General features: G+C 37.1%; 15 protein-coding genes and 2 tRNA genes. 9 read left to right on the top strand and 8 right to left on the bottom strand.

Annotated features, from left to right (window positions below; all coding sequences use genetic code 11):
- The first annotated feature begins 29 nt into the window (after positions 1-29).
- Positions 30-1,328 (top strand): serine hydroxymethyltransferase, encoded by a 1,299-nt coding sequence (gene glyA, locus QPL79_RS03465; RefSeq protein ID WP_285273736.1) that lies wholly within the window; start codon positions 30-32, stop codon positions 1,326-1,328.
- Positions 1,329-1,378: 50 nt separating this feature from the next.
- Positions 1,379-2,008, top strand: coding sequence for a phosphatase PAP2 family protein (locus QPL79_RS03470; RefSeq protein WP_285273409.1), 630 nt, complete (start codon positions 1,379-1,381; stop codon positions 2,006-2,008).
- Positions 2,009-2,095: 87 nt separating this feature from the next.
- Here the strand turns inward: QPL79_RS03470 and QPL79_RS03475 are convergent, their stop codons facing one another.
- Both QPL79_RS03475 and QPL79_RS03480 read right to left on the bottom strand, forming a co-directional pair.
- The gene (locus QPL79_RS03475) at positions 2,096-4,678 is read right to left on the bottom strand and encodes an alpha-mannosidase (RefSeq protein ID WP_285273410.1); all 2,583 of its coding nucleotides are present in this window, start codon (positions 4,676-4,678) and stop codon (positions 2,096-2,098) included.
- Between the two features lie 115 nt (positions 4,679-4,793).
- Positions 4,794-4,881 (bottom strand) — tRNA-Ser (locus QPL79_RS03480).
- Between the two features lie 117 nt (positions 4,882-4,998).
- Here QPL79_RS03480 and xerA point away from each other — a divergent pair.
- The gene (gene xerA / locus QPL79_RS03485) at positions 4,999-6,033 is read left to right on the top strand and encodes a site-specific tyrosine recombinase/integron integrase (protein WP_285273411.1); all 1,035 of its coding nucleotides are present in this window, start codon (positions 4,999-5,001) and stop codon (positions 6,031-6,033) included.
- On the opposite strand, the gene QPL79_RS03490 is transcribed toward xerA, so the two are convergent.
- Entirely contained in the window at positions 6,024-6,413 is a 390-nt protein-coding gene (locus tag QPL79_RS03490; RefSeq protein WP_285273412.1) for an ArsR family transcriptional regulator, read from the bottom strand. The genes xerA and QPL79_RS03490 overlap by 10 nt on opposite strands.
- A gap of 157 nt (positions 6,414-6,570) precedes the next feature.
- Here QPL79_RS03490 and QPL79_RS03495 point away from each other — a divergent pair, with 157 nt between their 5' ends.
- Entirely contained in the window at positions 6,571-6,951 is a 381-nt protein-coding gene (locus QPL79_RS03495) for a hypothetical protein (protein WP_285273413.1), read from the top strand.
- Between the two features lie 5 nt (positions 6,952-6,956).
- Here QPL79_RS03495 and prf1 read toward each other — a convergent pair whose 3' ends face one another.
- On the bottom strand, positions 6,957-8,036 hold the full coding sequence (gene prf1, locus QPL79_RS03500) for a peptide chain release factor aRF-1 (RefSeq protein WP_285273737.1): 1,080 nt from the start codon (positions 8,034-8,036) through the stop codon (positions 6,957-6,959).
- A 100-nt stretch (positions 8,037-8,136) separates the two neighbouring features.
- On the opposite strand from prf1, the gene QPL79_RS03505 reads away from it, so the two are divergent.
- A complete protein-coding gene (locus tag QPL79_RS03505) occupies positions 8,137-9,021 on the top strand; it encodes a hypothetical protein (RefSeq protein ID WP_285273414.1) in 885 nt (294 codons plus the stop codon).
- Positions 9,022-9,248: 227 nt separating this feature from the next.
- On the opposite strand, the gene QPL79_RS03510 is transcribed toward QPL79_RS03505, so the two are convergent.
- Positions 9,249-9,932 carry a protein-L-isoaspartate(D-aspartate) O-methyltransferase gene (locus tag QPL79_RS03510; RefSeq protein ID WP_285273415.1) on the bottom strand — a complete coding sequence of 228 codons (684 nt, stop codon included), beginning with the start codon at positions 9,930-9,932 and terminating at the stop codon, positions 9,249-9,251.
- Positions 9,933-10,012: 80 nt separating this feature from the next.
- On the opposite strand from QPL79_RS03510, the gene QPL79_RS03515 reads away from it, so the two are divergent.
- Genes QPL79_RS03515 through QPL79_RS03525 form a run of 3 tightly spaced genes read left to right on the top strand, consistent with a single transcriptional unit; the run spans position 10,013 to position 11,754 of the window.
- Entirely contained in the window at positions 10,013-10,489 is a 477-nt protein-coding gene (locus tag QPL79_RS03515; RefSeq protein WP_285273416.1) for a DUF371 domain-containing protein, read from the top strand.
- A 55-nt stretch (positions 10,490-10,544) separates the two neighbouring features.
- Positions 10,545-11,369 (top strand): NAD(+)/NADH kinase, encoded by an 825-nt coding sequence (locus tag QPL79_RS03520; RefSeq protein ID WP_285273417.1) that lies wholly within the window; start codon positions 10,545-10,547, stop codon positions 11,367-11,369.
- Positions 11,350-11,754 carry an NOB1 family endonuclease gene (locus QPL79_RS03525; RefSeq protein WP_285273418.1) on the top strand — a complete coding sequence of 135 codons (405 nt, stop codon included), beginning with the start codon at positions 11,350-11,352 and terminating at the stop codon, positions 11,752-11,754. Before QPL79_RS03520 ends, QPL79_RS03525 begins: the two co-directional genes overlap by 20 nt.
- A 2-nt stretch (positions 11,755-11,756) precedes the next feature.
- Here the strand turns inward: QPL79_RS03525 and QPL79_RS03530 are convergent, their stop codons facing one another.
- Complete coding sequence (locus QPL79_RS03530; protein WP_285273419.1) at positions 11,757-12,923, bottom strand: PUA domain-containing protein; 1,167 nt, start codon at positions 12,921-12,923, stop codon at positions 11,757-11,759.
- Between the two features lie 89 nt (positions 12,924-13,012).
- On the opposite strand from QPL79_RS03530, the gene QPL79_RS03535 reads away from it, so the two are divergent.
- A tRNA-Ser gene (locus QPL79_RS03535) sits at positions 13,013-13,099 on the top strand.
- Between the two features lie 132 nt (positions 13,100-13,231).
- Here QPL79_RS03535 and QPL79_RS03540 read toward each other — a convergent pair.
- Positions 13,232-13,987: an ABC transporter permease gene (locus QPL79_RS03540; protein ID WP_285273420.1), complete on the bottom strand. Its 756-nt coding sequence runs from the start codon at positions 13,985-13,987 to the stop codon at positions 13,232-13,234.
- A 1-nt stretch (position 13,988) separates the two neighbouring features.
- Entirely contained in the window at positions 13,989-14,984 is a 996-nt protein-coding gene (locus QPL79_RS03545; RefSeq protein WP_285273421.1) for an ATP-binding cassette domain-containing protein, read from the bottom strand.
- Between the last annotated feature and the right edge of the window lie 16 nt (positions 14,985-15,000).

Here is a 15,000-nt window from a genome sequence, read left to right on the forward strand (position 1 = left end):
CTTCTTTAACTGTTTTTAGGCTGAGTCTATTGTCATTACCATCAGACGTTGTAGAGGTTTTAGAAATTGTTAAAAGGCATAATAGCTGGAGAAGATTTGAATGTATAAACTTGATAGCATCTGAAAATGTTATGTCTCCTTTGGCAAGGGCTTTGTATATCAATGATATGATGCATAGGTATGCTGAGGGTAAGCCTGGTAAGAGGTTTTATCAAGGATCTTTGTTTATAGATCTGATAGAAACCAAGACCTCAGAGCTTCTCTCCAGACTTTTCGACGTGAAATTTGTTGAGGTTAGAGCTATAAGTGGTAGTATTGCCAATGCTATTGCATTTAAGGCTCTTGCTAATGCTGGGGATACAGCTCTTGTACCAGCTCTTCAAAGTGGTGCACACATATCTCACACAGGTTTTGGTGTATTAGGAGCTCTTGGCATTAAGCATTTTGAATTACCATTTGATTTGGAGTCTTGGAACATAGACGTTGACAAGAGCGTGAAACTTATAGAGTCTTTAAAGCCTCGTCTCGTTGTTTTAGGAGCATCACTATACCTATTTCCACATCCAACAAAGCAAATAGCCGATGCTGCACATTCTATAGGGGCTAGGGTTGTACATGATGTTGCACATGTTCTTGGTCTTATAGCTGGTAAAACATGGCCTAACCCCGTGCATGAAGGTGCTGATGCTGCTACTGCATCTACTCATAAAACTTTTCCTGGACCTCAAGGAGGTTTAATAATGACTAATAGTGATGAGGTTTACAAACTAGTCTCAAACAATGTTCTCACATTTGTTAGTAACCACCATATTCACAGACTTCCAGCAACAGCTGTTACAGCAATTGAGATGATGCATTTTGGAAAGGACTATGCAGAACAAATAATCAGAAATGCAAAAGCTTTTGCAGAAGAGCTTACAGCACAAGGGCTCACAGTTGTTGCGGAGCATCTTGGATATACAGCATCACATATTGTAGCTATTGATGTTAGAAAATTTGGTGGTGGTGCGAAGGTAGCTAGAATTCTTGAGGATGCTAATATAATAGCTAATAAAAATGTTCTTCCTTGGGACAAGCCACAAGATGCTTCTAACCCAAGTGGTGTTAGATTTGGTGTACAGGAAATGACGAGATTCGGAATGAGAGAAGGTGAATTTAGAGAAATAGCAAGGCTTGTTGCAGACATTGTTGTAAGAGGATTTGAACCTTTAACTATTAGAAAGAAGGTTATAGAGCTAAGAAAAGAGTTTACAAAAATTCGCTATGGATTCGATGCATGGGAAAATATTGGAGGGAAAGTATATAGCTTTATAGATTTGAGTATGTAGAAGCAAAAATATAAATTGGAAAGCTAGTGATAAGCTTTTGTTGATTATACATGAAGAAGACTATTATTGTAGAAGTTATTGCAATAACCATTTTCTCTGCTATTGTTAAAGCAGGTATTCTGAAGCATCTGGACAATCTTTTGTTCAACATGCTCTATATAGGTAGTGAAACATTTGTTTTAGTGTTTTCAGAGACAGCAAGCATATACCTTTTTGCTGCTTTAATCATCGTAATTGCTGTAGCTGATTTGTGGAGATATAGAAAACTAAGCTTATTTTCAGCTGGGTTAGCACTTTTGCTCATATTGAATAGTCTTCTTGTCTACGCAATTAAACTATTTTTTCAAATTCCAAGGCCATTGACCGGCAATAATGTATCCACAGATATTCTTGACCTCATAGAGAAATTCAGCTATCCCTCAGGCCATACGGCAAGAGCTTTTGCCTTAGCATCATACTATAGCATCAATACAAAAATAAATGGCAAAATAATGGGATTTCTATACATATGGGCTGTCTCAATAGCTCTCACCAGACTTCTACTAGGAGTTCACTGGTTTAGTGATGTTATAGGTGGTGCAGCAATCGGTATACTAACAGCTCAACTGACACAAATTATCCTTCCATACACGATTAAAGCCCTTCCTTTGAGAATTGCAAGAAAGTTGCTAAGATCCTAGATTCCCGCTTTTCGCAATTTATTTAGTAGCATATTTAATCCATATTCAACAGGTTTGGATGTAGTGAAAACTAAGAAGAGTTTTAGTTTACATCTCTAGCTTTGCTAAAATGGTTTCAACAGCAAAAGGCTCCATAAACACAGACACCATATTTTCGTGGCTTATAGGCAATTCACAAACAGGTTTTTCCTGATGTGTTGCTCTATAAACCTTGGTTACATTAACATTGAATTTGAGCTTGGCAACAATTTTCATGTGTGAAGCATTGAATAGTCTTAAGACGAGGCAATTGTCATCGTATTCACAAAGCTTTACTGCGGTTACATGAACTTTATCACTTGGTTCAACACTTAATAAGCTAAAGCTTTTCTCAACTCCTTCAACATTGCCTCTTACAAGAACATACCTTGTGTTTAGTTCTGATGCTAAGTTTGCTACCCTACCTTCTACATAGTCTCCCTGGTGGGGATATATCCATATAGTTGCAGTATGATAGCCATGATCTATTGGGCGAAGTCTAATCATGTTAACAAGCTTTAGAATTGAGGTTATGAGTAAAAGTCCAAGCTGTATAGCATATTGCTTGCTTTTGCTCATAATCTGAAAACTAATATCCTTAAATCTCTTCTCAATCTCTGGATGCATCTCCATAGACTTTATTATAAATCTCTTTATGGGCTGTAACGGACTTCTCAAAAGACTTACTCCTAAAACACCATTGCACCAGCTAAAACCATATTTCGAGTCATTTACTACAGCAACACCGTAGCGACCATCAGATATGTCCACCCATCGCTGCCCAGGAACTTCATACTTTGCCCTATCCATGGGATTTTCAGATCTGCAAGAATCTCTGCGCCTTATTACCCCATAGGGCATTTCAAAAACAGCTTCACTAACACTAACTCCAACTGGTATCATAAGTTTTAGGAATTTGTGAAGAGCTTTCCACTTACCTTTAAACCTTATTTCAACAAATGGCTTCTCTGCGTAGACACCTATACTTAAACTGAAATGTGAAGATCCAAAGAGTAGGTGTCTATGTTTAAACTCAAAAGTTATAGACGCGTACATAGGTCCTTTAGCGGATATTCTATGACTATATGCCTTTAGATCTTTATAGAAAAACTTGTTAAGCCCATCGAGATAAAATGCTTCCCAAGCATCAAACATTGCAGCAAAAGCTGTTTTACCACGTAGAGTTAGTGGGTAATCCCATAAAATTCTTAATCTAATGGGGCCTGATAGAACTTTGTGATTATAGCGCTTATCATGTATATCCATAACCCAGCCCGTGTCCTTATCCACAACCACCTTGAGAAACATGTTCTCAAGAATATAGTACTTCCCATTTTCGGTAACACTAACTGAATCACTTGGTTTTTCACCTAAGGTATTAAAGATTTTGAAACCTAGTGGTGGAAGATTCTTTAAGTAGATGAGGTTATCCCCACTCTCTAGCCTCTGGCAATAGCCATTAACACATTCGCCTTTAACAACTTTGTATATTGAAACATGCCAGCTATTGGGATTGAATATCACATACTTACCTCTCTCTTTAGCAGCTATGGTTCCTAGGCCTTGTCTAAGCAAATTAAGCAAGCTTCTAAATGCTTCATAACCTCTTTGAATAATCGTTTCGTAAACCTCTTCTGGAACTGTTGCTGACAATGCATCATGGCCTTGGTTAAGCAAAATCATTTTCCATATTCTGTTTAACTCGTTCTTTGGATACTTCTCTTTGAAGATGGTTTTAAGCAACGAATAAATCTTTTCAACGTCTATAACCAAATTCTCGTTAATTCTGTTTAACTTCTTTGCTAAAGCCCCAGTAGTGTAAACGCCTCGGTGAAACTCTAGATACAACTCACCACTAAAAGGTGGCAAAGCATCTCCATATGTTTTCTCTACAAATTTAAAGAATTCACTCATAGTCGATGGAATGAAAGCTATTACTGGATGGTATTTTCGAATCCATGTACCTATGTTAACAAGTTCTACCTCATCAGGTCCTCCACCATGATCACCACGACCATAAAACTGCAGAATTGCTGGAATGTTTTGTTTCCTCATTTGAATGAGCATATTCCACAATATACGTTTCACACTTGAGAGATTATCATTATAACTTCCAGGTGTTAAATATGCGACAACTTCATCTACTCCTTCACCCCATCTGAATACATGATATGGAAACTCGTTTGTATCATTCCAATTAAGCTTATATGTCACAAAGTACTTAATTCCAAAACCCTTCAACAACTTTGGCAATGTATTGGGAAATCCAAAGGAATCAGGCAGAAACAGCACATCCGAACCTATACCAAGTTTATCAAGATATTTAGCACCATAGAGAAGATGACGCAGAATTGACTCACCAGATAACATATAGACATCAAACTCAAGAAACGATGCCGAAAATTCGAATTGATTTCTCTTCACAGCTTCTCTAACTCTTTGTATAATACTTGGATATTCTTCCTCAAGAAGCTCACAGCATAGAATCCCCCCTTGAGCAAATGTTAAAATTGGATGTTGCTCCATTAAATTTAGAACCTTTGCAAAAGTACTTTTGCAAAGATTAACAGTTTCATTGATACTCCACAACCACTCACTATCTATATGTGCATAACCCAATAGAAAAACAACATATCTTTTATTTAAAACCATTATAAAAATCTCCTAATTATAACAGAAACTTATTCCTATATAAACTTATTATTGAGTCTATGTATCTCTTCATAAACATGTAATGAAATGTCAAGCAATATCAGAGATTTATATTTGGCGCCGGGGGCGGGATTTGAACCCGCGCGGGGTTATCCCCCACCGGCTTAGCAGGCCGGCGCCCTACCAGGCTAGGCGACCCCGGCTCTAACTATTTTCAACAACATTATTTTTGTACTAGGTGTTATAAGGTTTTTACATCATTGTTTTGTGTCAAACCTCAAATATATTTTTTATTGAAAATTATTTTGCAGTGGTTTTTAATGCCTAGAATTGATGTTGGTAAAGCCCCTAGCAATTATGTTAATCTAGATTCGAAAAGTCTTGTTGAGAAGTTTATTGCTGTTTTGGAGGCTTCTGGTGCTGATGAGAAGACTGTTAAGAGTTATAGAGCTGCTTTAACTGATTTCTTTAACTTTGTTGGGTGGAAGAATGTTAAGGAGGTGACGTATGATGATTTCTATATGTGGAGAGTTGAGAGATTGAGAAATGGTTTTCCTGGTGAAAAATATGGTGATAGGAGGTCTAGAGAAGCAACTTTGTATTATTACACAATTTTTCTTAGAAGATTTTTTGAGTGGCTGGGAATAGAAATTGAGATACCACAGGTTAGAAGACCTCGTAGAAAAGAGCCTCCAGTGCTTAAGCAAGAGGAAATAGCAAAACTTTTCAATGCGTCTAGAGATTTTCTTGACATGCTTATACTAGCACTTCTGCTTGAAACTGGACTGCGAGCTGAAGAGCTTCTAAACCTCAGGTTTGGTGATATAGATCTAGAGTCTAGAGAAATTAAGGTGAGGAATGCTAAATACGATGAAGAACGTGTTGTAGTTATAGGCGATCTCACATATGCTCTTCTATCGCAACTACTTGCAATAAAAAAATTTGATTCTGAGGAAAGAATCATACCTCTTAGCTATAGCGGCTTATACAAAAGATTAAAGAGCTTAGCAAAAAGAGCTAGTATAGACCCATCGAAAATAAGGCCACACATACTTAGACACACATTCGCTACTGAAGCTCTTAAAAGAGGTATTAACATAGTGTCTTTGCAGAAACTACTTGGCCATAGAGATCTTAAAACAACGCAAGTATATTTGCACATGATGAGAGAAGATATAAAGAATGAGTATTTGAAGACATTCAAAGGGGTTATAGCTTTGCCAACACTGATCAAATATGAAAATAGCATATCACTAAAAAATCAAAGCAAAGAGTTGCTGTGCCCATACTGCGGCTCTGAAATACCTTCAAATGCCAGGTTCTGCCCATATTGTGGAGCAAGAATTCAGAAATAGTTAAACTTTTCCGATTCTTCCTCCAGTCCACCATCAAATCCTTCAATTCCTAATAGCCTATACTTGCCCTCGTCATCAATAGTGACAATACCATCATCCATTAACCTAATTAAACAGCGCCTAATTTTATCTTCACTAGCAATACCTGCAAGTCTTGAGTGCATGTCTTTGAGTGTTTTTGGGCCTTCTCTAAGCATATTCAAAACAATTTCTCTGAGCTCATCCTCGTTTGGAGCTGTAAAAACTATGATATCAGAATCTTCATATAAAACCCTTAGTGTTATGTTATCAGCCTCCCCAATTTCTTTACCTACATTACTAATAAGTTCTTCAGTATTTCTATTATTTTGCATACCACTATTACCATTCTTTCTAGGCATAACAACCACACATAAAGCCATGTTCTAGTGGTGAGCGTCGAGATGTTTTAAAGCCTTATATGAAATCTTTTAACGCGGCTTATAGGCTTTTCACATATCAAAAGTGTTGCTACTTATAAAAATTTCACCTATAAAAAACACTTGTATTGCGTGGTGAATGCCTTTGCCATGTCCATGGTACCAGTATGGTGTTTGCACATCGCCTAAGCTTCCCGGGCCCACAGATGCTGTTGTCTCTGCAACAAGATGTTTATCAGATAACGAGTATAAAAGTTGTGCATATTATGTAGAGTCTTCATCACTTAAACTAAATAATCAAAAATCATTAAGAAGAGATAAGCTAAAAATTTATGTGCCTATCCATGCACTTCCAAAGGAAATATCAATAGAATGCCCATATGCTGCTTTATCAAAAATGGAGATGGGTATTGTCATAGCTTATTGCAAAGTTCTTGATAGACCACTTACAAGATTTGAGGCAATAACCTGTAGTAAATATTGGCGGGATTGCCCCTTTAGACAATTAGTGCCAATGTAGCAGCACTACATAGATATTGGATATCTTGTTATCGCTGCTAGGCAATGGAATGTGTCTTTAAACCATTGATACTCATCAACACTACTAGTTATGACGATTAACCTTGCTCCACCTTCACTACTAAGCTTCTCCAGTTTCTCGAACTCTGGATGATCCTCACATATCAAAAGCTTTTCAACAGCACCACTTCTTAGAGCTTCTTCAACATCTTTCTCGCCATACACTACATAGCCATCATCTTTAGCAATGTGAAGCTTAAACTCTTCAAACGTATTTAAAACTTCTACAAATCTCTGCTTAGATAATATGTCCCTAGCCTTTGTAACAACTTCCCTAAGCCCTACAATACCCTGGTATGCAACATCTATTGGCTCTCCAATAATAAGATTTCTGATTCTATAATCTAGATTGTCTGCCTCCTTCAAAAAGTCTTGCTTGGCATAGCCAGGTCCAGCTATTATTACTCCCTTGAGCTTCCCAGACTCCACCAACGGTAAGAAGTAGTTGTTTGCTTTTTCAGCAACGTGTTTATAGAATTCCTCAACCATTTGCTCAATAATTCTATCAAATCTTCTCTGGCTTTGCCCACCTTTATGATGCTTGCCAGGAATGAACCACTCAATTTCATCCAAAACAAGAACGCCCGACGGTTTTAACAGTCCTATTGTAGCCTCATCTCTTTCAATAATTATTATGCCATAAACATCTGATTCTTCAACCATAGGCTCTAAAAACTCTGTGTGAAACTCCTTATCTGTTCTGTAAAAGTATACAGGTACTGGATCAGGAGGTGAGAACACTAACACAATATCATCTCCCGTATCTTTATTTGTGCCTGCAAATACTACTAGACCATTCTTAGGAATTTCTCTAATCATTGAAAGCCTCTCTATAGCTGCTGACAAAGCCCATTGCACAGCATCTCTTGTTTGCTTCAACTTTATATTCTCTGTTATTGCAAGTTCTTGACGTAACAAATTAACAACATCGCTAATAGGTCTCCCAGGAGGTATATAGAGACTTAGAAGAGTAGTTGCATGTGCACGCCACTTTTTTAGCTCCCTAATTATCTTCTTTAAAGTCATTCTATCTACATAGAATTTTTCCTCATTGCTAAATAGGCATCCCTCAAACACCTGTGCAAACTAGCTTAATGCTCTTTAGAGTCTTAAAAGCTTTGCTTATATGCACTTCGCTACAAGAAAAATATGTCAGCAAAGCATATATCTAAAGGCTACAGGTAGCTTGCAAATGCAAAGGAATTTGCAAGACCAGAACATTTCTAAAAGCTTTGAAGATACCCATGTAGCGCAGCCATTTTCAAGTGATCTTCTGGAGAGTGTTAACTATTCTTCCTTATCTGATAAAGGGCCTCGATCAAGAGTTGTTGAGGCTATTCTTTTACTGCTCTACGTAAAGCCAATGAAAAGTTCTGAAATAGCTTCTCTACTAGGTAAAAAAACAAAGCTTATTAGCAGCTACCTGAGCTATTGGAAAAGCAAGAACTATGTGACATTTAAATCTGGTTACTGGTTTTTAACAAGAAAGGGAGAAGAATACGTCAAAACTCTTCTATCTACACTAAACATTGCTGTCTTTTCTCCACATGATGTGGTTCGGTTAGCCCAAAAACTTATATCAGAACCGGTTCTAGAAACAGCAAATAGCTGGAAAAAACAATATGAAAAACAGGAAGAGACAGAAATACAGCAATTCGTTGTTGCAAAAACTGGTTCATTTGTGGGAAAACCGAACACAAAAACCAGTGAAAACATAATTGAAAAAGCGCTTAAATGCTTAGAGAAAATAATAAGCTCAAAAGACCTCTTGGAGGATGAAACAAATGTTCTTACACATCTAGTCAAGCACTACGCAGAATGGGGAAGCACCTACCTGTACATAGATCAAATAAGTGAGGAGCTTCACTACCCATCAAATGAGCTTATGCTTATTCTTCGCAAGTTACAAACAAAGAAGCTGATATATATGTACACAGACAAAAGATTTGGTATTAGGGTAGGGCTGGGAAAAAGTCTAAAGCAATTGTTAGATGCTTGTCTAGCAAAATAACTAGCAAAATAATAAACTACCTCTTCTTACTAAACTGAAAAACCTACCTATATCTCACTTACCTTGTGTTATTCTCCATCATTATTCTAATAATATTATATTGAAATCTCAGTGATTTGTGTATATTATACAAACCATTCAAATGTAGTAACCATAATTAATGAACACAAAATCTGTTGTATTTGTTGTAGTATACTATAACACTCCACATTATAAGATTTGAAATATTAAGCAATGTACAAGTCTTCGTCACGCCACCCATGTTCTCCTATCAATGGCACAAACACACATGGTACCGAGTTTCTGATTCTTATGCGTCCTGCGGCATTCTTCTCTACAATTTGTAGAATCTGTTCCCACTTACTACCTACAGGTATAACTAGTTTACCACCAGGCTTTAACTGCTTTAGGAGAGGTTCTGGTATTTGTGGTGCAGCTGCTGTAACGATTATTTTATCAAATGGTGCGAAAATATCAAGGCCTTTGCTTCCATCACCTGTAGCAAATGTTATGAAGTCTAGAAGGTTTGGTAGTGCGTTAGCAATGTTTTGTATAGCTCTTTTTGTTAAAGCTCCTATCTTCTCAATTGTGTATACATGTCCACCTCCTTTCGAGGTTATGTAGGCTAGAATAGCTGCTTGGTATCCAGAACCTGTGCCAACTTCAAGTATTGTATCACCTGGTTGAACATCTAGCTCCTCAGTCATTATAGCAACCATATGTGGCGCGCTAATTGTTTGTCCAAATCCTATTGGCAAAGGTGAGTCTACATATGCATAAGACCTTAAATGCTCAGGTACAAAATACTCTCTTGGTATAGCTAGAAATGCCTCTTCAACATCTTTACTTCTAATAACACCCTCTCTTTTCAATAAGTATACAAGTCTTCTTCTCTCCTCCTCAAAATTCACATCACATCACACAGCAACTCCATATTCACTTTTATTTACTCTTCACTATATGTTTTTGCTAAATAGGGTATTAATCTAAAATGACAATGGAGAATGTTCTAGCATATGATACTGTTGAGGCGTGGGGTCATGAAAACATTAGAGCAACCCATACAACAACTTTTGAGTTAACTAAAGATGTTGATGTAACACCAAAGGGTGATTGTATAATAGGTGTTAAACTAAACAAGGGTGTTGCAGAGCTTAACCAAAAACTTCTTGATATTGTTAAAAGAGATTATACTGTGGTTGTGCTGATTCTTGAAGTTGATGAATTGAAAGATGTTGTTTTGGCTAGAGGGAGCTCCAAGCTTATTTTATTGGATAGGCAAAGAATTGTTGTAAGGAAAAGCAAGTTTGTAGGGCCTGAGACACTTGCTATTGAGGCTAACAAAGCTGCAAAGGATATTAGCAGAGAAATTATTAAGAAGCTTCAAGAACCTTCGACAAGACTTGTTGTACACATATATGCGTTTGATATCAAAGTCTTTATGAATACAAAGCATATATTCTACTAAGTCAACTAACTCAACATAGCTTAAAAATCTTTGAGAATAGTCATGGTGGTCTCTATTGAGAATCATTGTTGTTGTGAAGAGAAATTGCGAGAATTGCTATAGCATAGCCAAGAATGTTTTAGAGTATGGAGAAAGAGAGCTAAGTCTCGATATGTGCATCGATATAGAGACTGCTGATCAAATCCATTGGAAAAGCGTATGCAGAGCTGGGCACGACAATGTAGAGGCTGCTATTGTTATTGGTGGCGATGGTACTCTCTTCAGATTTCTTCACAAAGCTGGTAATTTATGTGATATACCCATATTCACTGTAAAAGCTGGTAGAAGAAGTTTTTTAATGGAGGTTCGTCCTGAGGATGTATTGAAGAGAATAAGGGACTTTGTTGAGGGTAGGTATAGAGTCGAAGAGTATATGAGGATAAGGCCAAGGATACTTGGCAAAGATGCTAAACTACCCTTGGCAATAAATGATGTTGTTGTTTCTAGCTGGGGATCACATAAATACAAGGTTATTAGCTTGAATGTTTATGTTAATGATGAAAAACTTTATGAAGTAACAGGCGATGGTGTTATTGTAGCAACACCAGTAGGCTCTACAGCATATGCACTATCTGCAGGAGGGCCTATAGTAGATCATCATCTGCAATGCTTTGTTATTGTGCCACTAGCGCCAATACAATTTAATGCAAAGCCTGTTGTTGTGTCTTCAGAAAAGAAGATATCTGTTGAGGTTATTAGGGGAGAAGCTGCAGTGGTGGTTGATGGTGAAATAACAGATAACATGTTTTCAGGAGATGTTGTTGAGATTTCTAAAGAGGCTTGTCCTGTGAAACTAGTTAGATTCTCAAGGTTCTCGACATATGCAAGACTATACATATAGAAAAGTGCTCATATTAGATACAGCGGCTTTTATAGCTGCAGCTCCTCTGTATCTCTATGATAAACTACTATATACCACACCATCAGTTATAAATGAGGTTAAGGATTCTGAAAGTGTTCAAAGATTGATGCTTGCCCAGGCTGTGGATAGGCTAATTATTGAAGAACCTAGCAAAGAGTTTATTAAGAAGGCTGTAGATGCTGCAAAAAGGCTTAAGATCTTTGATAAATTGTCTAAAACAGATATAGATGTTCTAGCTTTGGCTCTTCAATTACTGTCTAAAGGATTTAATGTAACTGTTTTAACTGATGATTATGATCTTCAAAAAGTTTTGAAGAGTATGGGCATAGATTTCAAAGCTGTTAAAACAATTGGGATAAAATAGATTTAGCATTTTTTCACAAGTTTTGCTATGAAGTATCCTGTAACATCATGAATATGTGGATGAAAGCGTACAAACATTGAGCTATGTTTAAAACCGGGAACACCTCTGGAGCACCCTCTACATACTACTTCATCAACCTCCACGCATTTATTCTCCTCAACAAACTCTTCGATAATCTCCTCATTTTCTTCAACAGTTACTGTACAGGTAGAGTATACAAGTACCCCTCCCTCTTTCAAAACCTTTATTGCTGATTTCAAAAACTGTATTTGGTATTTAGACAATGATAAAATATCGTGATAGCTTTTTCTATCAATGATTTTTGGTCTCACACCCAAGGAAGAGCATGGTGGATCAACAATAATTCTATCTGCCTTCAACCAGCTGAAATCTATATGTAAATACCTTGAATCCGCATACCAAGTCTCGGCAAAAGAGTCTTCATATAGCCTCTTAAGATTGTTTATCATTTCACTGAGTCTTTTTTTAGAATAGTCAAATGCTATAACATATGCCCTTCCACTGGTGTATTCTATTATATGACTAGTTTTACCTCCTGGCGCTGCGCAAACATCTACTACTAGATCGCCTGGCTGTGGATCCAAAACATGTGTTACGTACATTGCTGGAAAGCTTTGGGGATATATATAGCCTTTTTCATACTCCAGAAGCTCTCTAATCTTTGGAACTTTAAATACAGACTTTATAGTTTCAGCAATAACACCTTTTCTAATGCTCTTTCCAATAACTTCATTACAATCCGCAACAGCAATAGCATTAGCTACAGGTGTGCCATCTTCAGCAACAACCGTAACTTCATCACCTTTTAAAACATTATTGCAAGAAACAACACCAGGCGCATAAACATTAGCACCCATATAAATAGATTCTGCAGCGTATTTGTTAACAATAATTACTTTATCCATTTCATCTATTTTGAAAGGGCCTTGAATAGGAAAATAAATAGCTTCTGGCAACTGCTCATCCCTATATACATCAAATCCTCTATTTCTAAGACTTTCAACAACTTCATCAACAGTTTTCAGAAGGGTATTAACTCTTACATACAGTCTTGAACCAGGCTTTTTAATAGCCTCTAAGAAGCTTGTGTAGCTCTCTCCATATACACGCATCAAAGCCTTTAAAACACCATCATCATATATAATCATAGCCTAGCACTCAACATATCGGAAGATCTCATTAATGCTAATAAAACTTGTTGCCTAAAGACTATATACACAGAGAATACATAACTATTGCCGGGGTGGCCGAGTGGCCAAGGCGGTGGGCTCGAGACCCACTGGGGCTTTGCCCCGCGCGGGTTCAAATCCCGCCCCCGGCGCCAAAACCCAATTAATACTTTGTGTTTATTCTTAAACTTGTTTACAGACTTTTACATGGTCTAATAATGGAAATGCTGTTGCTGGATAAAGTTTCGCTACCATAAGATTTGTTTGTGTATATTTATAGTCTTTGTCTACTCTATTATTTTGTTGATTATTTTTATTGCCAGTAAAAAGGCTATGATATTAAACAATGTTATGATTGCTACATCATTGAAAGCATTGATGCTACTGTTTAGTAAGAGTGCTCTTAACAAATCAACTGTATATGTTATTGGGTTTACAAGAGCAAACAATTTTATAGACTCTGGCATTATATCTAGTGGGTATAGAGCATTACTTGCAAAGAAAAGCGGCATTGAAATTGCTCCTACAATACCCATAAATCTTTCTCTTGTTTTCATTAAAGATGCTACGAGTATGGATATTGCTGTGAATCCCATGCAAACATATGTTACAACTAGATAGCCTGTTATGAGTAATAGCAAATTATTTGTAAATCTCGCCCCTACTAGAGCTGCTGAAGCTAAAACGATTATGTATTGTGTTGACGCTCTAATACCACCTGCTAGAGCTCTTCCAATAACAATGGATGTGCGTGGTATTGGTGAGGATAGAAGCTTTTTGAGAATTCCTGATTCTCTTTCAAATACAAGCATTATGCCATATGCTAATGCTATGAATGTTGCGGATTGCAAAACAACACCAGGTGCTATGAAAGATATGTAGTCTTCAACATTCACCATTATTCTATGAGCCATTACGACTCCGAAAACAGTTACCCAGAGTATTGGTTGCACAGCTCTGGTGATAATTTCTATAGGATCATGCTTAAGTCTTCTAAGCTCCATTTCAGCCATTGCGAGAATGCTTTCAATTGCTTTTAGCATTTTAGCCGCCTCTTATAATGGCTCTTCTAACAGACATAACCTCGCTGATTGTGCCTTTTTCCTCTTCCCCAATGCTTCTACCAGTAAGCTTTATAAAAACATCGTCAAGAGTTGCCTCAACAATTTTAGCCTCTAAAACTACAAAACCTCTGCTATACAGCTTCTCGATTATGATTGGAAGAATAGTTGCAGGATCTTTCACTGCTAATGTTATTTCTCTATTGTTGCTGATGATAATACTGCTACTATATTCTAGCAAGAGCTTCTTTGCATCTTCAGCATTTCCAGTAATTTTAAGAATAATTCTATCACTTTCAATAAGTTTCTTTAAATTTGAAGGAGCTCCCTCAGCAACTATTTTTCCTCTATCAATAAGTGAAACCATGTCAGCATACTTGTCAGCTTCATCCATATAATGAGTGGCAAAAAATATTGTTGCACCATGCTCCTTCTTATACGCTTGAAGTCTTTCCCACACAATCCTTCTAGCTCTTGGATCAAGCCCTATAGTTGGTTCATCGAGAATTAAAAGCCGTGGTCTTGGCATCATTGCTATTGCTATTTCCAATCTTCTTATCATACCCCCAGAATATGTTTTTACAAGCCTATTAGCAGCTTCTCTTAGGTCCATAAAATCAAGGAGCTCTTCTATAATACTACCTCGTTTACTAGAGTCAATACCATATATCTTGGAATATATCAACATGTTTTCATAACCTGTTAAATCACTCCATAAGCTCATTTCCTGCGGCACATAACCTATCAACTCTCTTACCTTATTTCCCTGGTTTACAACATCAAAACCAAAAACTTTGGCTTCGCCTCTAGTAGGCTTGATTTGCGTAGTCAAAATTCTTATTAGCGTGGTTTTGCCAGCTCCATTAGGACCTAGAATAGCGTGAGAAGAACCTTCTTCAACAGCTAGATTAATACCGTTTAAGGCTATAACTCCTCCAGAATAAATCTTCACTAAATTCTTTACACTTATTGCAAGCATTTATTATGAAGCCCCA

Origin of the sequence: Ignisphaera cupida (genome assembly GCF_030186535.1) — an archaeon.
In the GTDB taxonomy this organism is placed as follows: domain Archaea; phylum Thermoproteota; class Thermoprotei_A; order Sulfolobales; family Ignisphaeraceae; genus Ignisphaera; species Ignisphaera cupida.